The sequence below is a fragment of the Paenibacillus sp. FSL L8-0638 genome (assembly GCF_038593075.1).
GTDB lineage: Bacteria > Bacillota > Bacilli > Paenibacillales > Paenibacillaceae > Paenibacillus > Paenibacillus polymyxa_D.
In genome coordinates, this window is sequence record NZ_CP151960.1 from 3,592,329 (window position 1) to 3,616,972 (window position 24,644).

The window sequence follows — 24,644 nt, forward strand, 5'->3', positions numbered from 1 at the left end:
ACACCTCTTCATGTAGTTTTAGGACTGTATAAGCTGAACTCCAGTGTACACCTTCAAGCTCAGCTTATACAGTATTATTTCTCTTTAGGTACGCTTGGCATATGTAAAGCCCTCGTTTAAGGATGAACCTTACAATGTTCGGCGATAATAATGGATTCTATTCGTTTACAAGCGAAATCAATCTCATCATTGACGACCGCATAATCATAGTGACGCAACAGATTCATTTCATCCACAGCTACCGACATACGGTGGTCTATGGTCGCTTGAGTTTCTGTGCCCCGTCCCCGGATTCTATCCTTTAATTCATCTAGCGAAGGCGGAAGCAGAAAAATGAATATGCCTTCTGGAAATTTTTCTTTAACCTTTAGCGCTCCCTGAACTTCAATCTCCAGAAAAATATCTTTTCCCTGCGCAAGCGTCTGATCTACAAAATCACGTGGAGTACCATAATAGTTCCCTACATACTCAGCATACTCCAGCATTTCATCTCGTTCAATCATACCCAAAAATTCTTCACGCGTTTTAAAAAAATAGGTCACTCCATCCTGTTCACCCGAACGAGGTGTTCGAGTTGTAGCAGAAACGGAGTACGTTATCTCTGGTAGCTTGTCACGCAATGCGTTGCCTACCGTCCCTTTACCGACACCCGAAGGTCCGGATATTACAAATAATAATCCCTTAGCCATAGTACACTCCATTTTTATTCGTCATTGTCATCATCTTTAGTGGATAGGCGATGAGCGACCGTCTCCGGCTGCACCGCAGACAGGATTACATGATCACTGTCTGTAATAATAACAGCCCGCGTCCGGCGGCCATAGGTAGCATCAATTAGCATATGACGGTCCCTGGCTTCCTGTATAATCCGCTTGATCGGAGCAGACTCCGGACTGACGATGGAGATAATTCGGTTGGCCGACACGATATTGCCGAAACCAATATTGATCAATTTGATTGCCATATTCAGGTCTTTCCCCCTATACATGTGACTCTTGCAGCCGTGCCGCTACCAGGTAGCTACTCAATATTTGCAGCCTGCTCACGAATTTTCTCGAGCTCTGCTTTCATATCAACGACCAAATTAACCAAGTTGAGATGATTAGCCTTGGAGCCGATCGTGTTGACTTCTCTGTTCATTTCCTGGATTAAAAAATCTAATTTGCGACCGGCCGGCTCGTCCGATAGCAGCAACCCCTTGCACTGCCCAAAGTGACTTTGAAGCCGGGTAAGTTCCTCATCAATATTGCTGCGATCCGCGAATAACGCAATCTCCATTCCGAACTTATGTTCATCAAGCGTAAATGAACCGTCCTGAAGCTCTTTAAGCCTGTGTTTCAGCCTGTTACGGTAGTCGTTCACAACATGAGGAGCCAGCACCGTCATTTCATGATGCAGGGATTCCAGACGTAAAATACGGGATTTCACATCTTGCGCCAAATGCCCGCCTTCTCGCCTTCTCATCTCCAGTAAACCTTGCAAAGCTTCATTCAAAGCTCGCTGTAGTTGCTCTTCCCAGTCCTCTTCGTCTCCATGGAAAGCCTCTCCAGGCTCACCCAGAACGTCAGGCAAAGCAAGAATATCGCTTATCCCTAACGTTCCTTTCACTCCATAACGATCCGCCAGCTGCTCCGCTGCATGCAGGTAAGCCTGCACCACAGTGTCATTTAACCGCGCGGCGGGCATCTGTTCTTCATCACGTTCCCTGTGGATAAAGACATCGATACGACCGCGTTTAATCTGCTGTTGAACCGTTCTTCTCAAGCCATCTTCGTAACGAGTCCATTCGCGCGGAATTCTCATCATCACTTCGCAATAGCGGTGATTCACTGATTTCAATTCCAAGCGCACTTTATAGCCCTCATAATGAAGGATGGCTTGACCGTATCCGGTCATACTCAATGACATCGGCATCACATCCATTATACTATTGTAATTGATTATTATAGTCGAAACAAGGGGGCCTGTGCGCGGCCTGATTTTTGCCATACGTAAGAAGTCAGTTCAGCTGTCATTTCATAGAACATAAATGGAGTCATAAAATAGATACCATTAAAATGTTCCATTGCCGTATCGAGTAACTCCTTGGCAATAGACACACCCATTGCTCGTCCTTCCGGACCCTCAAGACCAGACATACGTGCACGCACCTCATCGGATAACTGAATGCCTGGTACTTCATTGTGCAAGTATTCTGCATTGCGCCCACTAGCCAGCGGCATAATACCGATAAAAATCGGTACTTCCAAATGTCGTGTCGCTTCCGCGATGGCTGCAATCAACTCGTGGTCGTATACGGGCTGAGTCATAACATAGTCGGCTCCGGAGGCAATTTTCTTCTCCAACCGCTGTACGGCTTTACCCAAATGCTTGACGTTAGGATTAAATGCGGCACCTACCACAAAATTAGCTTTCTGCTTCAGTGGCTTACCGGAAAATGCGACACCATCATTTAATTGCTTGATCATACGTATGATTTCAAAAGAGGTCATATCATACACCGAACTGGCGCCTGGCAAATCACCGAACCGCGCCGGATCTCCAGTAACCGCCAGTACATGGTCAATACCGAGCGCGTCAAAACCCATCATGTGGGATTGAGTACCAATCAGATTGCGATCACGACATGCTATATGAATTAATGGACGCAAGCCTGTTTCAATACTGACCAAATGTCCAAGCGCCATGTTGCTCATGCGAGTGACTGCAAGCGAGTTGTCAGCCAGTGTAAGCGCGTCGGCCCCGGCTTTCTTCAACGCATGAGCACCTTGCATAAACCTCGTAATGTCCAGATCGCGCGGAGGATCCAGTTCTACAATGACCGTATGTCGTTCCTTTACAAGATCCACGATGTTGGGCTCACTGGTATGTCTGCCATTTCCTCGTTCCCCTTCATCTGCAATCTGCTCCGCCACTTGAAAGGACTCTTTCGACAAAGCTTCTTTTGAAGCAAGAGGAGGCGGTTGCAAACGGTTCAAGGCTTTGGATATAGCAGCAATATGATCCGGTGTAGTTCCGCAGCAACCACCTAGCAGCCTCGTTCCCAGGTCTACAAAGGATTTGGCACATTCTCCAAAATATTCAGGTGATGCACCGTATACATAGTGACCGTCCACATAATCTGCTAGTCCCGCATTCGGATATACGGACAACGGTACAGACAAAGGACCGTCCAGCTGCTCCATTACACTCATAATTCCCTGCGGACCCGAGTGACAGTTAAATCCAAGGATGTCTGCCCCCTCATTACGCAGCACCGAAAAAGCTTCCGCCACTAAAAAACCATCCTGAGTACGACCAACCTGATCGACCGCAAACTGACAAATCACCGGAATATCACTATATTTACGTACACTGTGAAGCGCTATGCGTATTTCATCCAGTGAATAAAACGTTTCGCACAAAATACCGTCGACTCCTTCGGAGAGAAGGGCATCAATTTGCTGTTCATAGTTTCTTGCCAGCTCCAGCTTTGATATGTTAAGCCGCTTTCCCCCACATATGGAACCCACTGCACCTACCACATAATGTTCAGGTCCGGCCGCATCTCTGGCAATTCTCACACCAGCACGATTGATCTCTTCTACCTTAGATTCCAGTCCAAACCGGGCTAACTTATAATCATTTGCAGAAAATGTATTAGTCTCCAGCAATCGAGCTCCTGCACTTAAATATTGACCATGCACGTCTGATATAACATCAGGCGAAGTGATGTTCAGTTCTTCGAAAGACGTATTTACTGGAAATCCTAGCTGATATAAAAAAGTCCCCATTGCGCCGTCTCCGACAATAATTTCACGATTCAGCACAGTACGCAAATCCGGTTTCATGTCCTCTGCTCCACCCCGCTCTTTATTTTCATACTAATGTAACATAAAGAGACTTCAAACATAAGCCAAAAACTAAAAAAGCCGCCCCACTCCCCGACAATATGATATCAGGAGTGGAGCGGCTTGATTCATCTTTTCTATTTCCTACTACATTTTCCCATCGGAAGAATGGAGAGAGTAAGCATAAAAAGTCCCTTTTTTATTTACTTTAGCCACAATAGAATCCGTTCCCTTTTGCTGCTTGTAGAACGTATATTGATTCCCTTGAACTTTCACTTTATAGCCGGTCAAATTGATATTAAACAACATCTGAGCCTTGGGCTTGACTAGCTTCAAAGCTTCTGAGGCAGTATATTTCGGGCTTGCAAATGTTTTTTTGAAATCTGCGTCATCATTCCAGTCCACCCCATAGGTGGATACGGCCAGCACTTTACCGGTTACCGCGCTAATTTTGACCTCACTGGCCTCGTTTGCATCCTCAAACGACCAATATGAAAGCCCCTTCGCTTCGTCCTTGTACCGTGAAGCGTGCTGTACCTTAATTGGCTGTCCACTCACACGCTTAAATGTGTTCATTGCACGGTTCAGTATCAGAGGGTCCACCCGCTTCAGCGCATAGTCCGCGTTGATGGTAATAGCGTTACCTCGATCCACATCCACATACAACGAGGAAGCCTGTTCTCCTGCGCCCCAAAATACCCAGTAATTTGATGGCTTGTTGGACTGATAAGGGGATTTGACCCGCCAAAATGCTTCAAATTGCAAAGGACGCTTGCTGTCAAACGCTTTGGCGCTGTTTAGCACTTTCGTCTTGAGGGGCGCGTTCATCGCTTTTCCCAAGCTGCTTATTTTATATCGTATGGTGGTAGAATCTACTCTATTTTTTTCTTTATTATATTCTGTCTGCAACGTAGCAGTTCCATCTTCCAGTCCGCCCTCTACAATCCAAGTTTTCCCCATATCCGTCACATCGTCAAATTGAAATGCTGTCTTCGAGCCGATGAGTTCTTGCACCGCTTTTTCTAAACGGCTTACCACTGTCGGAGTTAGCGACCCAACCTGCTTGTCCGTCGTTTCCGCGGCGGCAGGAATGGTCGCCGCCTGAACCGGAAGCGCGGTGGCTACAAATATGAGGACTGCAACTGCTGAAATCCAACGAAATTTCCGCACTATGAACGGCCTCCTTATTGTTTTCTCATTTTCTATATTATACATCGTTCAGGCGCCAAAAAAAGACAGAATGTTGCTTTGTTCATCATATTCCTTGTATACAAGGGCATCTAAGTCCAAAAAAAGAAGACCTACTAAGGTCTTCTTTTCACTCACTTCTATACGATTCATAAGTAGTTGCACGTTATCTTTATAGTCACATGATTCAGAACAGACGACCTACGTACACGATCTCAGCCGGACCCGTCATATATATGTGATTATCTTCCTCACTCCATTCGATATCCAGATCGCCGCCCTTCAGGCTTACAATGGCGTGGCGGTCGCTATATCCGTTTAGTACAGAAGCAACAAGCGTAGCACAGGCCCCGGTTCCACAAGCTAGCGTCGGCCCGGCTCCTCTCTCCCATACTCTCATATCTATATGCTTACGGCTACGTACCGTGGCGAACTCAACATTTGTTTTTTTAGGGAATAACGGATGGCATTCCAGCTTTGGCCCCCAGGCTTCCAGATCAAAGCTTGGCGCATCCTCCACATATATGACACAGTGCGGATTCCCCATAGATACAGCCGTAAAGCGAAAACCACTTCCTCCAGCTTCAATGGGCTCATTAATTACGCTAGTCAGATCCAGTGTAGTTGGAATCTTCAAACCCTCAAGAATTGGCTCTCCCATATCTACCTTCACCATACGAACAAGTCCATTCTCTACTGTTAGTTCGACCTGCTGTACACCTGCACCCAGGGTCTCAATCGTGATCTGTTCACGGTTGATATGCTTACGGTCATATACGTATTTGGCAGCACAACGGATAGCATTACCGCATTGTTCGGCCTCTGAGCCGTCCGAGTTAATAATGCGCATGCAGAAATCCGCTTTTTCTGATGGCAATATATATACCAACCCATCGGCGCCAACACCAAAATGTCGATCACATAGCCGAACAGCTAATTCCGAGGCGTCAGTCGGCAACTCCTGATGCCCAAACCAAACGATAAAATCATTACCTAGACCGTTCATTTTTGTGAATTCCATAGCTTACCTCCGCCGTTGCTGCTGATATCATGTTCCTCATGAAGCTTTGATCCCATGATATCATACAGGGCAATAGCGGGAAAGCGATGCGGTATACATGATCCGATTTCTAGGCTGAAAACTTCGTACGTCCCGCTGAAAAGTGTGTATTTCCGCCGCGACGACGGTTGCGTCGACCGCCCCACACACTTCCCGCTCCCATCAGAAACGTCGGAATCCCAGCTGCGACAATGGATAGCGCCCACTCACGCAAACCGAGCGGTACCGTTTTGAAAATAGGTTGCAGCATAGGCACGTACATAACCACTAGCATTAACACTACGGAAGACAGCACGGCAAGCACAAGATAACTGTTTTGAAACGGATTACGATGGAAAATAGAACGGGAACTGCGGCAATCAAACACATGAATTAACTGCGCCAGAACTAGCGTAGCAAAGGCAACGGACTGTGCTTTGATCAATTGTCCTGCGTCATCCGGTGCAATACGTAATGTCAGCCAGAAAGCCGCTAGCGTACATAAACCAATCAACAAGCCACGACTAATGATTTTCCAGCCCAGTCGACGAGCAAAAATATTTTCCTTTGCGCCACGAGGTTTGTGCTCCATGAGATCCTTTTCTGGTTGGTCCACCCCCAGAGCCATCGCTGGTAGGCCATCTGTCACCAGATTCACCCATAAAATCTGGATCGGTAACAAAGGTAACGGCAGCCCGGCCATCATGGCAAAAAACATCGTCAAAATTTCACCCACATTGGAGGCGAGTAGATAACGGATAAATTTACGGATATTCTCGTAAATATTCCGTCCTTCCTCAATTGCGGCTACAATCGTAGAGAAATTATCATCACTCAGAACAAGCGCAGCCGCTTCTTTGGTCACGTCCGTCCCTGTAATGCCCATTGCAATGCCGATGTCCGACGCCTTTATCGCTGGAGCGTCATTGACGCCATCTCCAGTCATGGCTACGACATGTCCGCGTCTTTGCAGTGACTTGACGATCCGTAGCTTGTGCTCCGGCGAAACCCGTGCATATACAGAGACGGTATCAACGGCTTTGTCCAGCGACGCATCATCCATCGCAGACAATTCCTGTCCTGTTAACACGTGGGATCCGCGCTGAAGAATGCCCAGTTGCTGTGCAATGGCCTCTGCAGTTGTACCGTGATCTCCGGTAATCATCACAGTGCGAATGCCAGCACGACGACACTTGCCAATGGCTTCGCGAACCTCGCGACGTGGCGGATCAATCATGCCTGTCAGCCCGATAAAGATCAGTTGTGCTTCAGCCTCCTCAACCGTGGAGACACGCTCATGCGAGCGGATATCACGGTAAGCGACACCAAGTACACGTAGCGCCTCCGAGGCCATTCCTTCGTTAGCTGCCAGTACCTTTTGGCGCAGCGTACCCGTTAACGGAACGACATTTCCTTCCCATAAAATGTAGGAGCACTGGCCCAGCAATACATCCGGTGCACCTTTGGCAAAGACAATGTGTCCTCCCTGGTGGCGTACGAGTACCGACATTCGCTTCCGATCCGAGTCAAAAGGAAATTCTCGCTCCCTTGTGTATAGCTCATATAGCCCTTGTCGCGTGACTCCGCCCTTGGCAGCTAACGTGACCAGCGCTCCTTCCGTCGGATCACCCTTTAGCTCCCAAACAGCGGACGGCGTCGGCTCTTTGGTTTTCTTTTTCGAACGTAGCTCCTCTGTATCGGCTTGAACAATTTCCGCATTGTTGCAAAGCACACTGGCTTGCAGCAGTCTACGCAGAGATTGTCCGTTTTTAAGATCGGCAGGAAGGTCTCTATCCATAATATGCCCGTGAGGGTCATAGCCCTCTCCCGTAACTCCCCAGAAGCGGCCGTCCAGCCATAGCTTGGTAACCGTCATTTTATTTTGGGTCAGGGTACCCGTTTTGTCGGAACAAATGACAGATGCACAGCCGAGCGTTTCAACAGAAGGCAGCTTACGCACAATCGCCTTTCGTTTAATCATACGCTGCACACCCAATGCGAGCGCAATCGTCACAATAGCTGGCAACCCTTCCGGTATAGCCGCCACAGCCAAGCTCACTCCGGCCAAGAACATGCTCATGGCTGGCTGTCCATGTAAAATGCCTGCTACGACAACGAGCACCGTTAGCGCCAACGCTACGATAATCAAAATTTTGCCCAATTGCTCCAATCTGTGCTGCAACGGTGTCTCCTGCGACTCCGTATTTTCAATCAAGTCTGCGATCTTACCCATTTCGGTACTCATACCTGTACGTATAACCATTCCTTGTGCGGTTCCTCTGGTCATCATTGTGCCCATAAAACCGATGTTTTTTTGATCCCCCAGTGGTACTTCGGCGGCATGAATAGGGCGGGAATGCTTACTCACAGGAACCGATTCACCTGTCAGGGCGGACTCCTCTACATCACAGCCGTTTGTACTCAACCACCTTACATCTGCGGGAATGCGATCACCACTTTCCAGCAGCACAATATCACCCGGTACCAGTTCTCTGGCTTGAACTTGAATTCGTTTTCCGCCCCGCAACACTTTGGCAGTTGGAGCCGATAGTTGTCTCAAAGCTCGCAATGAACGCTCAGCTCTGAATTCCTGTACAAAGCCAAGAATTCCATTCAGTACAACAATAGCAATAATGGTAATCGCGTCCAAATACTCGCCAAGCAGGCCGGATATCAGGGTCGCTCCCATCAATACAAGCATCATAAAATCCTTAAACTGGTTGAGCAGCAGCAAGATTGCCGAAACTCGCTTCCCCTCGCTCAGCTCATTCCATCCTGACCTTTCTCTTCGTTCCGCAAGCTGTTCCTCCGAAAGACCCTGCTTCGGGTCGACTTCCAGACTTGTTGAAAGCTGTTCATTGCTTAATTGGTGCCAGTGTGCTTGTTCCATTCTCCCCAATTCCCTCCCGGTCAGATAGTCCGCTTCCGTCGGTTGTGCGTAGGATGGCTGCCCGTTATTATATTTTTGTGCCGCGATTGCTGATAAGCTGGACAGACTTTCTAGATTCAATCTATTCGGACAGGATCTGAAATATCACAAAGCCGCTTAAGTTTTGTCCCAAAGTTATGTATCATAGTAGGAAGGCGAAAATACATTTGCTTCAAAGGAGAACATAATTATGGCATTGGACGGAATCGTAACCCGCGCTATCGTACACGAACTGCAAGGCATCCGGGGCGGGCGCATTAATAAAATACATCAGCCAAACGATCGCGATATCGTGCTGAATCTGCGGGCACAAGGCGGAAGCATAAAGCTGCTACTGTCGGCTAATCCGACCTTCCCGCGTGTACATTTTACAGAACAAAGCTTTCTCAATCCGACAGAAGCCCCTATGTTTTGTATGCTTCTTCGCAAGCATTGCGAAGGAGGCGTTATCGAGAAAATCACGCAGGTGGGCATGGAGCGTATTATTCACATGGATATACGTCAACGTGATGAACTGGGGGATATTTCACTCAAACGAATTATCATTGAACTGATGGGCAGACACAGCAACATTATTTTGCTTGACCCGGAAACAGGCGTGATGCTAGATGGCATTCATCATGTTACACCGTCTATTAGCAGCTATCGGGTCATTATGCCCGGCTTTCAATACACGGAGCCTCCTGAACAAAACAAGCTAAATCCACTAGAAACAGAAGAGGCAGCTTTCATATCCTCGTATCAAACAGCACTCGAGGCCGGAGAAGCTCCCAAACGCTGGATCGTGAACACTTTTACTGGACTCAGTCCCCTCATTGCTGAAGAGATACTAACTCGAGTAACTAATGAAGTATCTGGTGATAGTGATCGTTCACTATGGAGTACATTCAGTCACATCATGGATGACGTGCGGAACCATCGTTTTCAGCCGGTATCTGGACTAAACGCACAAGATAAAGTGATATTCTCAGCCATTCCACTGACGTTGATCCAAGGAGAACGTAAGGAGTACGCTACGATCAGTGAGTGTATGGAAGACTTCTTCGGTGAAAAAGCAGAAAGGGATACGGTTAAGCAAAAGGTCAGTGACCTACTGCGGTTTCTGCAAAATGAGCGGAGCAAAAACGTAAAAAAACTCGACTATCTCCAACAGGATTTGGCCGAGGCGGAAGATGCCGATCAATTTCGCATTTATGGAGAGTTGCTGTTCGCTTCGCTGCATGAGGTGAAAAAAGGGGACAAAGAAGTGACGATCATCAACTTTTATGATGAGGAACAGCGTCCAATGTCCATCCCACTGGACCCACTACTCAACCCGTCGGATAATGCGCAACGGTATTTTAAAAAATACAACAAATATAAAAACAGCCTAGCTGTCATTGACGAACAACTGGAGAAAACGCACGAAGAAATCCGTTATATGGACAGTCTTCTTCAGCAGCTAGCCCATGCCTCTATGAATGACATTGAGGAAATACGTGAAGAACTGGTTCAGCAGGGCTATCTCAGAGATCGGGTCAAAAAAGGAAAGAAAAAGAAGAAAAACGACCGTCCAACCCTGCACGTCTATACATCATCCGAAGGTATCGAGTTACTGGTTGGCAAAAACAACTTGCAAAATGAATATGTAACAAATCGACTGGCCGGACCAAATGACACCTGGCTGCACACAAAGGATATTCCGGGGTCACACGTCGTTATACGTGCTGAGCAATTCGGAGATGCGACGCTGGAGGAAGCAGCTCAACTCGCTGCTTATTTTAGTCAGGCCAAGCAGTCCAGCAGTGTACCTGTGGACGCCACCCTGATTCGACATGTACGTAAGCCTAGCGGAGCCAAACCTGGCTTTGTCATCTACGACCATCAGCGTACGCTTTTCATTACACCCGATGAGGAACTAGTCAAAAAGCTGCCGAATCGCATCAAAAACGGGTAAGTCCTACTAGCCTATTGAATCCACCAAAAAAGCCCTTTGTTCTTTGCACGATACACTTCTTGTGTTCCATGCATAAGGCAAGGGGCTTTTTATTTACTTTTGTCCAACAGCAGCCTTCCTCAATTCCTCGACTACCTGCCCTTCCACACTACGGCTACCCAGATCACCGTGGAAAATAACACCTTGGCGTGCACCGTGAAAATCTGAGCCGCCAGTTGCAATGAGCCCATATTGCGCCGCCATCGCAGTATATCGGCTCTCAGCCTCAGCATCATGGTCCGAATGTCGCACCTCCAAGCCCGCAGGCTTCGCCTCCTCTATAATAGAACGAACCAGCTCATCATTTCCGTACAAGCCAGGGTGGGCCACCACGGGTACCCCTCCTGCTTCACGAATCCAGTTTATGGCCTCCGCAGGCTCTACACGGGGTACAGACACATATCCGGGCGCTCCTTCCGCCAAGTAACGGTCAAACGCGTCCCGCATATCCTTCGCATATCCTTTTTGAACCAGCGTATCCGCCATATGCGGACGTCCAATGCTTTCATCTGATGCCAGCGGTCTGCCCATCGTAGCCACCACTTCATCCAGTGTGATTTCCACACCCAGACTACGCAATTGGCTCAAAATCAAATCATTACGGGTATCCCGTGCCTGGCGAAGCTTTTCCAACTGTTCCAAAAACACTTTATTGCGGTAATCCATAAAATAACCGAGTATATGAATATCCTTATCGCCAGCTCGAGTACTAATTTCCACTCCTGGCACCACAGTAATTCCTATGCGTTTTCCCTCTTCCAGAGCTTCCTCTAGGCCAGCTACCGTATCATGATCTGTAATGGCCACACCTGCCAGCCCTTTTTCCTTGGCCCAGCGCACATTATCTGCAGGTGGTTGCATTCCGTCAGATGCTTGGGTGTGTGTGTGTAAATCATATCGTTTTACGTTAATCTGCTCCTTCATTATACATCCTCCTTCTTTTCCACCTTTGCAAGCTCGTCCTGCGAGTCCCTCAGCACGTCCGTTCCCTGATCATGACGACGCAAGTAAGACAGGAAGGTTACTACCGGAATCGGCAACAACGCCGACTTCAAATGAATTGCATAAAACTCTCGTTTGAACGTGATATCTGAAATATTTACAATTTTCAATAATCCGAGCGCAACTTCATGCTTCACCGAAGAAGGTGATAGCATGGTAATACCCAGTCCAGCCTCCACCGCCGATTTAACCGCTCCAGTGCTCCCCATCTCCATTACAATCCCAAGTCGGGAGGCATCCATACCACGATTTTTCAGCTCATCTTCTATTACTTGACGTGTACCAGATCCCTTTTCTCTGGCTACAAAAGGATGCTTGAACACATCTTCCAGAACCACTTTTTTAGCCTTGGCCAGCGCATGTCCTGAAGGCACAATCAGTTTCAGTTCGTCCTGCATCACAGGTTCCACCACGATATCCGGATGCTGGACTGGGGCCTCAATCAGTCCTAAATTCAGCTGATGTTTTAGTATATCATCCATAATCTGAGTTGTATTCATCACATTCATCGCCATGCGTATATGAGGGTATTCCTGACCAAACGGTCCCAGCATTCTGGGTACAATATACTCACCAATCGTTAGGCTGGCGCCAATATGCAATCTTCCCTCCAACATGTGAGTAAAAGCAGACATCGCCTCGTCAGCTTCCCTGATCAGTTGCATGCTTTTTTTCGCAAAAGGCAGGAGTGTCGCTCCCGCCTCTGAAAGTTCGATTTTTTTAGTCGAACGTTGCAGCAGTTTCGTGCCAAAATAATCTTCCAAAGACTGAATTTGCATCGTCACCGCAGGTTGTGTCATATGCAGCGCTTGTGCCGCCGCCGAGAAGCTCCCGCGTTCCGCTACGGTATAAAAAATGTGCAACTGATGAAAGTTCATACTGACAGCCCTCTCCCCTCTGTTCTCCCTATTTTAACATAAGAAAAACGTCTGTCGAAGCATTTCCAAGTAAACTTACTGAATTGGGTAGTTTTATTATTGGAAAATAAAAAAAGCATGCAGCTAATAACTGCATACTTTCTACTTAAACTTAACGGTATTCAGGAAGTTTGGAGATTTTTTCATCTGAAGCCGTTCTCCAAATGACCGTCTATTTTTGCTTACGAGTGCTTTTCATCAGTGTCATGCGCCGCGAATGGCGTAACCATGAATAGTATGACTTCAAATCCCTTAATTCAATGGTCTCCGACATCCGGCCCAAAAAGGTAATGACAATCATTTTGTGAAGCGGATTCCCCGCAATATCCATCTCGCCGGGCAACTCTCCAAATTCGGCCACGACGACCAGATCACCATCAATTAAATATACATCCTCTTCGTTATGATAATAGGACTCCATCCTGTTTTGCTTCAGGCATTCCCAAAGCCAGGCGGCGATATGATTCGTCTCGGACTGTTTCTGCTCTACCCGATCTAAGTAACGTGTTTTCGCATGATTTGTTATCACGATATCGGCGACTTTTTTATCGCCCATCTCCACATAGAACGGTTCGTATGTACTCCATCGCTGCATTGCTTTGTCACGCACGGGATCACTCTCCCCACCAGATAGGTCTTTATATCTACCAATATATTCATATGTTACCTCAACAGACCCGGGACTACAAGTTACAAAATTGAAGTTTATGGGTGATATTTAAAGATTTTTTAGGTCTAACAGCATCAAGACCATTATGCAAAAGTCCTGACTTCACAAAAAAAAGCCAGCCTGTAGGCTGACTTTTCAAGAAAAGTTTACAATTTATAGACATTTGAGCTTATATTTCATATTCTTTCATCTTTTCCTTATCGTCGTTGTAATCCGTCCTAATCTCATTTCGAAAAGAACGCTCGACCTTACGCACATAGGAAAGTCTGCGAATATTTTTAACGGTGTCTTCTGCCCGATCCGCATTCATATATATCACTACATAATGCATACGCTTTGAAATAAAGTGGACATTTCCGTATTTCTCCAGATTGCGGGCAGCCTTGATATCGCTTACCCAAATGATGTACCCTGTCCGCTCGGCAAACATTCGCTTCATCTCCCCTCCACTCGGTATCATTCCTATGACCTATCCACAGGAGCATTTCCCTCCGCTACCACATCCGCCTTTTTTCACATTCGGATCGTTGCTCGGCACCTTAATAGTCTCGGACACGGAATATGCAATCGTTTCAGACAAGGCATGAAGCATATCATCCAGCGCCTTTTCGGCTCGTTTGAACTCCTTAACATCCACGAATTGTTCCAGTTCCAGCTCAACGACCTGCACTGCATCCTTCGCTTCATGATAGTTCGGATGAAAATGCCCAAAACGCTCCGTTTCCGCGAATAGCTCCTTTTTGGCATCCAGCTTGCGTACACACGCCTGAATAGACGGATTCAATTCCACACGCTGTTTCCAATATAAATAATCCGATACCTCAAAGGATCGGTTGACCATATCGCCCAATTCATAGGCGTTAATAAGCACTTCTGCCATATTGACCGTGTTCAATTCGGCTACGCTCATGAATGTTCATCTCACTTTATATAAAGTTCTACCCTGTAAAAGTAGACTCATTTATCATACCACATCCTTCTTTTGAGAAGAAGGAGTTTCATGCACTTCCTGGCCCTACTATGTAATAGGAACCAGCAAGCGCATGTCTGACCATTCACTTGGCTGTAAGGTCGCAGGAGAAAGTGTTTCGTCATCCCTTCCTGAGGCATACCAGCCTGTGACACTCCATGGTGCACCGGAAACCACCGCCTCCGGTATCCATTTAACCTCTTTCCCACCGATTCGCAGCCCCACAGCAGCCTGCCAACGAATCGCTTGCTCGATCAACTGCCGGGCAGTGGAAGTATGGTAACTCCTCCATTCTTTTGTCCATGAGGAGGGGACTGTAGATCTTTCTGGAAAATAGTCAGACGGATCAGGCAGTGTATGCTCTTGTTCGTAAAAGTGCAGCGTTCGCCCTGTATAAACCAAACCTGCTCTCCCCTCTTGGGAAAATATAGAACGGGCTTGAATAGGTTCGGACTCCATTTCACTGTTGAGGCTGCCTGAATTTATGTTCTCTGTTTCCGAAATCAGTGGATAATGATGAGCTGGCTCGTCCACACCTTCGGGTTCACGACGTGGACCTAATCCTATTGCAGCAAGCGTTTTTCGTATTTTGACAGCAGAGCTCGCCGGAATAATAAAGTCCTTGTCGCCAAGCCGTTCCAGCAATCCTTCCAGCGCGGGATGGCGTGCAACCATGTCTGCATCCTCCTGTGTGCCACATCGCAAAAGTGTTACCGTTGCAAAAGCCGTCCGTCCGACATCGCCTGCCCACTGTTCTACCGCCATACGTACATGATCAGGCACGCCTGTCCGGCTGAACTTGTCCAGTAGAGCAGGGATTGCTTTGGCTTCCATCCCTAACTCGATTGCCTCTGTAACACTTTCTCTGGTGATCCGGTATATTGCCATCCGATCTCCTGTCACACGTTCACAGCAGCATTCCAGTCGCCAGCGCACATCATATGCCACATCTGGCGGAACCAATATTTCAAAATCAGGTTGTACATAAAAAGTACCTTGTTGTTGATGTGTATCCTCGTAATTATTGGGACGAAGCATGTCTAACACAGATACATTCCAGCGAAAACACAGTTTACCCGATGCAGTCTGGCCCCAATCACCCATTCCAAACGCAGTCAGGGCCTTCAGCCAACCCTTCAATCCCTCCATGAAAGATCCATTAAAATTAAAATCAGAACCCGTTTCTCCCGCAAACCCTTCCGGATTTGAGGATGTAGGAATGAAGTCTAAAAGGGCGCCGTTCTTGGAATCAGCTCCGCTCGTACTCTCCTGCTGGATTAGGCCTACTTGAAGCATCCATTGCAGCAGACACTTGATAGATATCCACCCTTCTGTTCCCATATACTGGGAGACGGCACACAGCATATAGCGAAAATGCTGCATGGATGCTTCGGCCTTGCCGTATCTTTCCATGAGTGTAGCAAAAATATGCTTGCGCATTTGCCAAGCAGACAAACGAATCCAAGTCGCCAGTTCCGTTTCCTGAATGCGAAAAGACACCGTTTCTTTCACTAACAGCCCCAAACTGAGTAGCAAATCCATCATGACCACCGTTTGCACAGGATACAGCTCTGCATGCGCATAATGCAACCCAAGACCCATCAGGTCCTCTAGGCGAAAGGGGGTCAGTTCATTCAATTTTTGCAATGATCGCTTATGTATGGTTCCTTTGGCCGTCAAAGGGACGCCCTGTACTGCAATACGTGACAACGCATGCAGCAATTCCGACTCCAGGCCTGTCATTGATTCATGTACCGTTATCGGATGATCCGAATGCACCATGTTCATTGGATTTTGCTCTAACAACATATCGTACAGATCCGGTAGTCGATAAACCGGGATATATAAAATTCGTTCGCCCCACGATTTGGTAACAGCCTCCAGCCAGCCCCGTGCACGTAATCCACGCAGTGCCAGTTTCGTTTCGACTCCGCTTAACGATCCCCGGGTAAACTGTATAGGTTCTTCTTCCTTCATGGGCTGTCCCGCGTGCCGAATAAAGCATCGTCTAAGTACCAACAGCTCATCCGATGAAAGCTCATTCCAGCTGTCTTGCGTGTTCGTTACGCCCATTCTGGATTAGGCCTCCTTTTTCTTTCCACGATCTCCAGACTTAGCATCCCTGCTTCCAATAGCCTCTGTCACACTAAATCTGCGAACCGCATATTCATAGCCTTGCTCAATCAGGAACAGCTGACGACGAGCTGCAAAATCCGTCTCCTTGCTATTCTCCGTCACTAGCGCATAAAAATAAGCTTTATTCTCGCCTGACTTTGGTCGCAAAATGCGTCCCAGTCGCTGCGCTTCTTCCTGGCGAGAGCCAAAGCTACCCGATACCTCTATGGCTACTGCTGCATCCGGCAGATCCACCGCAAAGTTTGCAACCTTGGACACCAATAGGGTCCGAATTGCACCCTTGCGGAATGCATCAAACCAACGCACCCGCTCCGTCTGGCTCATTGAACCCGTAATCAGTGGGACACCGAGCTCCTGAGCCAATGTACGCAACTGGTCCAAATATTGACCAATAATGAGCGTGGGCAAACCGCTGTGCTGCTGCATCAGGCTACGCACCGCCTCCAGTTTGATCGGATTTTCGGCTGCAATTCGGTACTGCTGTCTGCCCTCAGCACGCATACTGCGCTCCAAAAGTTCAGCTGTCATTGGAAGCCGTAGCTCCACACAATCGACCTGAGCGATCCAGCCCTGTCGCTCCAGCTCCTTCCACGGCATATCATACCGTTTGGGCCCAATTAAAGAGAATACATCCCGTTCACAACCATCCTCTCGAACCAGCGTGGCTGTTAACCCCAAACGACGGGTAGCCTGAATGTCAGCCGTCGCCCGGAATACTGGCGCGGGCAGCAAATGTACCTCATCATATATAATGAGTCCCCACTTCCGCTCACTCAGCAGTTTCATATGCTCAAAATCCCCATCTTTGGTGCGACGGTGTGTCAAAATTTGGTAGGTTGCCACCGTAATCGGGCGCACTTCTTTTTTCTGACCACTATATTCCCCGATGGAATCGGCAGAAATATCCGTCTTTTGCTTTAATTCTTCTACCCATTGCCGTACAGAAGTAGTATTAGATGTTAGAATAAGCACTTCACACTGAAGCCGATTCATCACCGCCATGCCTATCACTGTTTTTCCAGCTCCGCATGGAAGCACCAGTACACCACTACCCCCTAAGCCGTCCGCTCCTTCAAACGCATCAGCGGCCTTTACTTGATAATCACGAAGCTGCAACTTCGTTTGTCCCTTTCCCAAGGTAAAATTAAGCTGATTCCCTTCAAGATAGCCTGCCGTATCCACAACGGGATATCCCAAGCGAGTTAATTCCTGCTTGAGCAAGCCCCGATTTTCGGGCGGGACCGATGCGCTTTCCTCATCAACGCGAAGTAAACCAAGCTGTTTTAGCTCTTGCTTGGTCAGTAGCTCATCCAGTAAAGCGGGGGTCTCTGCTGCCAAGATCAAGTGATCACCTATTGTATAGCTGTTGGCTTTCCCTGTCTTTATACCTCCGTCTTCTTTCGTACCTCGTGAAAGCGTCAACGTCCCATAGCGAGAAACGAGCTGTTCAATATCATTCAACAAATCACGTGGAATATCCCAACGGGACATGGAATACAAACTATTTTGAATGTCCTCAGCACTCCATCCGAGGGCAGCTGCATTCCACAAAGACAGTGGAGTGATGTGGTATGTATGAAAAGCGGACGGACTTTTAACCAGCTCCGCATAAATCTGCAACTGTGAACGAGCCCATTCCGAACCGGGCAAGCCCATTTCCAGCAGAACGGTAAAATCACGTTGTACAATACAAGGATGATCTGGATTCATGACTACCTCCTGATAATCTAACAATACATCATTTTAAAGTTGAATCAATTTCATAACTCATTAAAGTTTGGTGGTTGTAACTAGATACAGACAAATCGAATCATTTTGATCTATATCTAGTTTTGATTGAAGCAGCTAAAGGTATTATGAAATTGATTCAGTTATATAATAAATAGCTTATCCGTTTATTCGAATATCAACCAGAATAGCAAGGAGCCCAACCCATATTCGGGTTGAACTCCTGATTAGAAGCTCGGGGTAAAGACCTTCCCAAACTAATGTCTACCTTAATTATTCTTCTAATGGACCTGCTCGGAAATATGACTAAGGGCCTCTCCAGCGTTGTCTGCAAAAATATTACGAACAGCCAAATCCCCGATCGAGACAATCCCGATCAGACGGTCTCCTTCCGTCACAGGCAACCGACGGATTTGCTGCTCCGCCATCAGTTCAGCTGCTTGGTCCACCGACATGTCCGCACTGGCTGTACGAATACCTGTCGTCATAACTGTATCGACCGAACCCGAACCCGAATTTTTAGCCGCATAACCGCGAACGACAAGATCACGGTCTGTTACTACACCGATCAACTTATCACTGCCTTCGCTTTCCACAACCGGAATAAAACCAGTATCATTGTCCTTCATTTTGACCGCAATTTCATAAATATTGTCCTGCGGGGTAACCGTTACGCATTTTTTAGTCATAACTTCCTGAACTTTTTTCATGGGTACTCCCTCCTTTTCAAGAGTAGGGTACCCCATTTCATTCAGCTCATACTCCAGATTGAACCGTTCCCAATTCCACTCATTTTAGCCCTTAATTGCCCCTACTTTTCGTTCCGCAGCGTATCCCGTAGACATTGCAATAAACAAACGAACCGCGTTAATCATAGCATCCTCATCAAAATCAAATTTAGGATGATGGTGTGGATAAACCGCTCCTTTAGCTGGGTTACCCGCTCCTACGAACATGAAGCAACCTGGCACACGTTCCAAATAATACGCAAAATCTTCAGCAGGCATCAGCTTCGATGCTTCTTGTACATTCTCCTTGCCGAAAACAGATTTTGCTTCATTAAAGAAACGAGATGCTTCATGTGCGTCATTGACAACTGGTGGGTATCCCATAATATAGCGAACCTGTGCTGTTGTACCGTATGTTGCGGCTGTGAGCTCTGTTACCTCATGCAGTCGCTCCTTCATCACCGTTCGTGTCTCCTCATCAAACGTACGAATCGTTCCACTCAAGCGACACGTTTCTGCGATCACATTTTGCGCAGAGCCCCCTTGGATGGTTCCCACCGTCAGCACGGCAGGTCGTAATGGGTCAACTGAACGGCTTACGACACTTTGCAGTTGCATGACAAGAGCTGAACCCGCCACGACACTATCCTTAGTGGACTGGGGCATCCCACCATGCCCACCCTTACCTGTGATTTCAATATAAAAATCATCTGCCGCCGCCATCAGCGGCCCTGCACAACTCGCAGCCGTCCCGACAGGAAAAGGTGTCCATAAATGGATACCATAAATGACGTCCACACCTTCCAATATACCATCCTTTATTACACTGACTGCTCCGCCAGGCAGCAATTCCTCCGCAGGTTGGAACAACAACCGAATTTCTCCTTGCAGCTCGTCCCGGTTCAGACTGAAATAGTAAGCCGTTCCAAGTAGCGCGGATGTATGTCCATCATGGCCGCAAGCATGCATGGCTCCGTCTACGTTGGAGCGATATTCACATTCCTTTTCATCCTGAATAGGAAGAGCATCCATATCGGCACGCAGCAAGACGACAGGCCCGGGTTTAGCACCACGAATGGTGCCTACAACACCGTGTCCCCCTACCTGACGGCGAATCTCGATTCCCCAACTCTCCAACTTATCCGCTACAAAAGCTGCGGTTTTGCTTTCCTGAAAGGAAATTTCGGGATTCTTATGTAAATGTCTACGCCACTCCACCATATTTTCTTGCAACTGGTCAAACCAGGTCTTGTCTAGCGCATGTTGTGTCATAATGCTCCACCTCTCCTTTTAAAGCACCGGGCAAGTTCCCGATTCATCATGCAGCGTCACCACGTATGCACCGCTGCTCTCAAGTCTTCATTTTTATCCTATTGTAGCAGATATGGAATTGTTGTGATATCTGTTGCTCCAGGGAGGTTGCAGAAGCCCATCAAACATAATATGATAAAATGGGTAAACGATAAAATGATAACCGTCTGCGAGGAATATACCTTGTGGCGAATACCGGGGGAAGCTGATATGAGAAATACGAAGCCGGAGACTCGAAGAAGAGGCACACCGGATTTCCAATTGCTGATCCTCACTTTGTTACTGGTTGGATTCGGTGTAATTATGGTATTTAGCTCCAGCTCCAGCGTAGCTTTGCTGAATAAAGAATACAATTTTGACTCTTTATATTTTGTGAAGCGCCAATCTGCATTTGCTGTACTTGGACTTTTTATTATGTTGGTAGCTATGAATATTAAGATGGAAAAATATAAAAAGCTTTTTGTACCTTTATTTTTCATAACTATATTACTGCTAATCATCGTTCTTTTTACAGGCTCACTTAACGGCGCAAAAAGCTGGCTCAGGTTTGGTAGTGTTGGTTTCCAGCCAACGGAGCTTGCGAAAATTTCCATCATTCTTTACTTATCTGCACTGATTGTCAAAAAAGGAGACCGCTTTAGAGATCTGCGGACTGGCTACATACCTGTAACAGTCATTGTAGGCTGTGTTGCAGGACTCATCATGCTTCAACCTGATTTAGGCTCCTGCTTCATTTTGGTTGCTACGAGTGGTCTGATTATTTATGCCGGGGGAGCCAGTGTCAAGCATATTACAGCATCAATTGTTCTGCTCGTGCTAGGCGCCTCCATTGTATTTGGTATTGGGTCGTTGTTTGGAGGAGATTCTGGAAACACAGATGGACAAGCTGCTGCCAAGCAAGATTACAAAATCGGACGCTTTCAGGCCTTTCTTAATCCCGAGAAATATAGACAAGGAACGGGATACAATCTGGTACAGTCCTTGCAAGCTATAGGTGAAGGCGGCTTAAACGGGTCAGGATTTGGTAAAGGTATTATCAAGCTTCACTATCTTCCTAATTCATTTAATGATTTTATCTTTTCTGTAATTGGTGAAGAATTCGGATTTATCGGAACAGCCATATTCCTGATGCTATATTTGTATTTCATTTGGCGAGGCATGATCATTGCTCTGCGCTGCCATGATCCGTTCGGAACGTTGGTAGGCACCGGTATCATGGGTTTGATCGCCATTCAGGCCTTCATTAATATCGGCGGTGTAACCCAAACAATTCCAATCACTGGCGTAACGCTTCCATTTATCAGCTTTGGTGGCTCCTCCCTGCTTGTTATGATGTTTTCCATGGGCATTATGCTCAGTATTTCTCGTGAGAACACCAAACAAGCGGTGCAGGAACGCACCACAGGGGTAGCTGTCCGTAATGAAGTACCCAATCGCTTTCAAACTCGTAGAACCAACCGTTTTCGCTAAAAAAAGAACTTCCAAGGACCACTTACAACGGTGGCTTTGGAAGTTCTTTTGGTTATGTATAAAAGACGAGAATTCTTCTGCAAAAATGGCTATACTGTTGATTCACAAAACGAAAACTGGCGATTGTATAACCACCAGTTTTCGTGTTTTTATTCGGGTTATCCTACGGAATTCCCGGCATGTATACAATTGGTTAAAAATGTAGAATTATCGGCCCTTGATTCTATTACACTGCGTCGTCCTTGAACGCCACACCTTCCACTTTTACGTTCACTTCCACGACCCGCAAACCTGTCATACTTTCGACGGCTTCTCGCACATTTTGCTGAAGAATTCGGGACACCTCATGAATAGGTGTTTCGTAGAGTACGATAATACGTAGATCAATGGCAGCTTCCAGCTGTCCAACCTCCACTGATACGCCTTTTTGCACATTTTTACCGCTCAGCCTTTTGGCCCAGCCTTCCGATAAGCCGCCTGACATTGCAGCAATGCCCGGTGTCTCTAATGCGGCCATCCCGGCAATTTTACCTACGACATCGTTGGAAATCTTGATGTTTCCTGCTTCCAGTTGTTGAATTTGCTCTGCCATGACCTATGTCCCCCTTCATCCATCCTTTATTTGTATTGTAAAGCCTCAGCCACTCCAAATGCAAACCCTACGTATGAAAAACAACTTTCGTTTACAACCTATATCATTTTGGGTATATTAATTTAGAAAATCCATACAAGTGACAGCTTTCACCAAACTTGTACACATCTATTGATATCGAGGTGCTCTTCATTGAAAAAATGGTTATCTCCCGCTTTGCTTATAGCGACATTTGCTCTTAGCGCAGTCGCTCATTACACACATTGGAACGCTATAGCCCAATTTGTCATTTGTGCAATTTCTGTTGTATTCGTAGCCGGTTTCCTCGGCAGGGCGACCGAAAGTGTCGCGCATTATGCTGGCCAACGTTTAGGTGGATTCTTAAATGCCACCTTTGGTAACGCAGCCGAACTGATCATCGCCATCTTTCTTGTTAAAGAAGGTCTTTACGATATGGTAAAGGCCAGTCTTACCGGTTCTATCATCGGCAATCTGCTGTTGGTGCTAGGAGCAAGTCTGTTCGCTGGCGGTTTAAAGTACAAAGTACAAAATTTCAATATATCGCTGGCTGGATTAAGTGGTTCTCTGATGATTGTGGCTGTTATTGCCTTGTTCGTTCCAGCTGTCTTTTTGAACACACACGTTATCACGGATAGCGAATCAGATACGCTCAGCCTCATTGTCGCAGGCACGCTCATTGTCGCGTATATTGCGTGGCTTATTTTTTCTATGATTACGCATAAGGACTATTTAGCTGACGTGACCGAACAAAAAGATGAAGAATTACCACATGAGCATGCCCCTGTATGGTCCAGAAACAAATCCATTGCCTATTTGGTACTTGCTACCGTCATGGTCGCTTTTGTCAGCGAATGGCTGGTAGGTACGCTGGAGGTGTTTACGACCCAATTTGGGCTCAGCGAATTGTTCGTAGGTGCCTTCCTCGTCGCTATTATTGGTAATGCAGCCGAACACAGCGCTGCTATTTTACTGGCGATGAAGAATAAAATCGGTGCATCTGTCGAAATTGCTGTCGGCAGCAGTTTGCAAATTGCGTTATTTGTTGCCCCCGTGCTGATTTTTGTCAGTTACTTTATGGGAAACACGATGAATATTGTTTTCACCACAATTGAGCTGGTCGCCATTGCTGTCGCTGTATTTATCGCCAAATCCATCACCCAGGACGGCTCAACCAACTGGTATGAGGGACTCATGCTACTGGTAGTGTATGTATTGTTAGGTGTATCCTTCTTCCTTGTGTAGCTTTTTAAGGTTTTAAAATGTTCATTAGGATGGTGGAAGGGGATGCGCTTTTACCATCCTAAAAGAACATTTTTTAAAAAAAGGCATCAAAAAAAGCATGCTCTCAAGCTCCGCATGCTCTCATCAATTCAACCGTCTTCCTAATTGGCCTTATTATTCATGGCCTCATATAGAATAGCCAGATTGCGTTCCAGCTCACTGACCAGCTGTTTACCTACCATTTCCGGAAGAAGTCCAGCGCGAACCGCAAAATCCACTTCCTTGGAAAATCCGTACATCTGAGTATCCAGCACTTCCTCATAGAGAGGGCAATAACGGGTTGCCAGATTCTCCATCTGTACTTCAATAAGCTTCTTTATTTTATCTGCATCTTCCTGAAGCAGATTAATAGCCTTGATATTCAATTGTTCCTGCAAATCAGATGAAGTCATGGATTCTTCCCCCCTATGTCTCAATGTCGCACAAGACGTCCTATCCTTAATATTAGACCAAATTGCAGGCTAATACAAGAACCTGACAAAAAAAGCATCCCTACAGTTACAGGTAGGGATGCTTTTGCTTCAAGAATAAAGTTAGCTGGCTACAGAAATATGAAGTCCGTGCTTCTCGAACACCTCGATGATCGCTTTCTTAGCTTCCTCCGCATCTGGTCCATGAACGTGTAGTTCATAGCTATGGCTGCTGACTAGGGTCGTAAACAAGCCCAGTATACTTTTCACATCAATATACTTATTTTCGGAATGAAGGACGATGGAAGAGGTGAACTTGCTCGCCGTCTGTGCAATTTCAACAACCGCCGCGTTATTATTGGACATAGAAATCCCTCGCTTTACTGAATTGTCATGTATCGTTACTCATCCATAATGATACATTGAAATCGCTTTCTCAGCAAGAAC

General features: G+C 46.7%; 22 protein-coding genes. 3 read left to right on the forward strand and 19 right to left on the reverse strand.

Annotated elements, in window-relative coordinates:
- Positions 1-116 precede the first annotated feature (116 nt).
- The 7 genes from gmk to MKY35_RS15975 all read right to left on the reverse strand — a co-directional run bounded on the left by gmk (position 117) and on the right by MKY35_RS15975 (position 8,947).
- Positions 117-689, reverse strand: coding sequence for a guanylate kinase (gene gmk, locus MKY35_RS15945; protein ID WP_013310894.1), 573 nt, complete (start codon positions 687-689; stop codon positions 117-119).
- Between the two features lie 14 nt (positions 690-703).
- The gene (locus MKY35_RS15950; protein ID WP_005548256.1) at positions 704-964 is read right to left on the reverse strand and encodes a DUF370 domain-containing protein; all 261 of its coding nucleotides are present in this window, start codon (positions 962-964) and stop codon (positions 704-706) included.
- A gap of 56 nt (positions 965-1,020) precedes the next feature.
- On the reverse strand, positions 1,021-1,908 hold the full coding sequence (locus MKY35_RS15955) for a YicC/YloC family endoribonuclease (protein WP_342444206.1): 888 nt from the start codon (positions 1,906-1,908) through the stop codon (positions 1,021-1,023).
- A 35-nt stretch (positions 1,909-1,943) separates the two neighbouring features.
- On the reverse strand, positions 1,944-3,830 hold the full coding sequence (locus tag MKY35_RS15960; RefSeq protein ID WP_340955859.1) for a bifunctional homocysteine S-methyltransferase/methylenetetrahydrofolate reductase: 1,887 nt from the start codon (positions 3,828-3,830) through the stop codon (positions 1,944-1,946).
- A 147-nt stretch (positions 3,831-3,977) separates the two neighbouring features.
- Positions 3,978-5,000: a hypothetical protein gene (locus MKY35_RS15965; protein WP_342444207.1), complete on the reverse strand. Its 1,023-nt coding sequence runs from the start codon at positions 4,998-5,000 to the stop codon at positions 3,978-3,980.
- A 205-nt stretch (positions 5,001-5,205) separates the two neighbouring features.
- Positions 5,206-6,039: a diaminopimelate epimerase gene (gene dapF, locus MKY35_RS15970; RefSeq protein WP_342444208.1), complete on the reverse strand. Its 834-nt coding sequence runs from the start codon at positions 6,037-6,039 to the stop codon at positions 5,206-5,208.
- A 109-nt stretch (positions 6,040-6,148) separates the two neighbouring features.
- The gene (locus MKY35_RS15975) at positions 6,149-8,947 is read right to left on the reverse strand and encodes a calcium-translocating P-type ATPase, SERCA-type (protein ID WP_342446657.1); all 2,799 of its coding nucleotides are present in this window, start codon (positions 8,945-8,947) and stop codon (positions 6,149-6,151) included.
- Between the two features lie 229 nt (positions 8,948-9,176).
- On the opposite strand from MKY35_RS15975, the gene MKY35_RS15980 reads away from it, so the two are divergent.
- Positions 9,177-10,922 (forward strand): NFACT RNA binding domain-containing protein, encoded by a 1,746-nt coding sequence (locus MKY35_RS15980; RefSeq protein WP_342444209.1) that lies wholly within the window; start codon positions 9,177-9,179, stop codon positions 10,920-10,922.
- Between the two features lie 93 nt (positions 10,923-11,015).
- Here the strand turns inward: MKY35_RS15980 and MKY35_RS15985 are convergent, their stop codons facing one another.
- The 9 genes from MKY35_RS15985 to MKY35_RS16025 form a co-directional block, all read right to left on the reverse strand.
- On the reverse strand, positions 11,016-11,885 hold the full coding sequence (locus MKY35_RS15985) for a PHP domain-containing protein (RefSeq protein WP_342444210.1): 870 nt from the start codon (positions 11,883-11,885) through the stop codon (positions 11,016-11,018).
- Positions 11,885-12,841 carry a selenium metabolism-associated LysR family transcriptional regulator gene (locus MKY35_RS15990; RefSeq protein WP_342444211.1) on the reverse strand — a complete coding sequence of 319 codons (957 nt, stop codon included), beginning with the start codon at positions 12,839-12,841 and terminating at the stop codon, positions 11,885-11,887. Before MKY35_RS15990 ends, MKY35_RS15985 begins: the two co-directional genes overlap by 1 nt.
- 211 nt (positions 12,842-13,052) lie before the next feature.
- Complete coding sequence (locus MKY35_RS15995) at positions 13,053-13,490, reverse strand: hypothetical protein (RefSeq protein WP_025717787.1); 438 nt, start codon at positions 13,488-13,490, stop codon at positions 13,053-13,055.
- Between the two features lie 229 nt (positions 13,491-13,719).
- On the reverse strand, positions 13,720-13,980 hold the full coding sequence (locus MKY35_RS16000) for a YlbG family protein (protein ID WP_029517637.1): 261 nt from the start codon (positions 13,978-13,980) through the stop codon (positions 13,720-13,722).
- 39 nt (positions 13,981-14,019) lie between these two features.
- The gene (locus MKY35_RS16005; RefSeq protein ID WP_342444212.1) at positions 14,020-14,460 is read right to left on the reverse strand and encodes a YlbF family regulator; all 441 of its coding nucleotides are present in this window, start codon (positions 14,458-14,460) and stop codon (positions 14,020-14,022) included.
- A gap of 108 nt (positions 14,461-14,568) precedes the next feature.
- Positions 14,569-16,593, reverse strand: a complete 2,025-nt coding sequence (locus MKY35_RS16010) for a helicase-associated domain-containing protein (protein ID WP_342444213.1) — start codon at positions 16,591-16,593, stop codon at positions 14,569-14,571.
- 6 nt (positions 16,594-16,599) lie between these two features.
- Positions 16,600-18,366, reverse strand: a complete 1,767-nt coding sequence (locus MKY35_RS16015; RefSeq protein WP_342444214.1) for a DNA repair helicase XPB — start codon at positions 18,364-18,366, stop codon at positions 16,600-16,602.
- A gap of 299 nt (positions 18,367-18,665) precedes the next feature.
- Entirely contained in the window at positions 18,666-19,094 is a 429-nt protein-coding gene (locus MKY35_RS16020; RefSeq protein WP_023989320.1) for a CBS domain-containing protein, read from the reverse strand.
- Between the two features lie 84 nt (positions 19,095-19,178).
- A complete protein-coding gene (locus tag MKY35_RS16025) occupies positions 19,179-20,384 on the reverse strand; it encodes a M20 family metallopeptidase (protein ID WP_342444215.1) in 1,206 nt (401 codons plus the stop codon).
- A 249-nt stretch (positions 20,385-20,633) separates the two neighbouring features.
- On the opposite strand from MKY35_RS16025, the gene ftsW reads away from it, so the two are divergent.
- Positions 20,634-21,893, forward strand: a complete 1,260-nt coding sequence (gene ftsW / locus MKY35_RS16030) for a putative lipid II flippase FtsW (RefSeq protein ID WP_342444216.1) — start codon at positions 20,634-20,636, stop codon at positions 21,891-21,893.
- Between the two features lie 226 nt (positions 21,894-22,119).
- Here ftsW and MKY35_RS16035 read toward each other — a convergent pair whose 3' ends face one another.
- Positions 22,120-22,485: an Asp23/Gls24 family envelope stress response protein gene (locus MKY35_RS16035; protein ID WP_013310912.1), complete on the reverse strand. Its 366-nt coding sequence runs from the start codon at positions 22,483-22,485 to the stop codon at positions 22,120-22,122.
- Between the two features lie 192 nt (positions 22,486-22,677).
- Between MKY35_RS16035 and cax the strand changes: the two genes are divergently transcribed.
- A complete protein-coding gene (gene cax / locus MKY35_RS16040; protein WP_013371868.1) occupies positions 22,678-23,748 on the forward strand; it encodes a calcium/proton exchanger in 1,071 nt (356 codons plus the stop codon).
- A 140-nt stretch (positions 23,749-23,888) separates the two neighbouring features.
- Here the strand turns inward: cax and MKY35_RS16045 are convergent, their stop codons facing one another.
- Positions 23,889-24,179, reverse strand: coding sequence for a YlaN family protein (locus tag MKY35_RS16045; protein ID WP_007431028.1), 291 nt, complete (start codon positions 24,177-24,179; stop codon positions 23,889-23,891).
- Between the two features lie 141 nt (positions 24,180-24,320).
- On the reverse strand, positions 24,321-24,563 hold the full coding sequence (locus MKY35_RS16050; protein WP_013310915.1) for an HPr family phosphocarrier protein: 243 nt from the start codon (positions 24,561-24,563) through the stop codon (positions 24,321-24,323).
- Positions 24,564-24,644 lie beyond the last annotated feature (81 nt).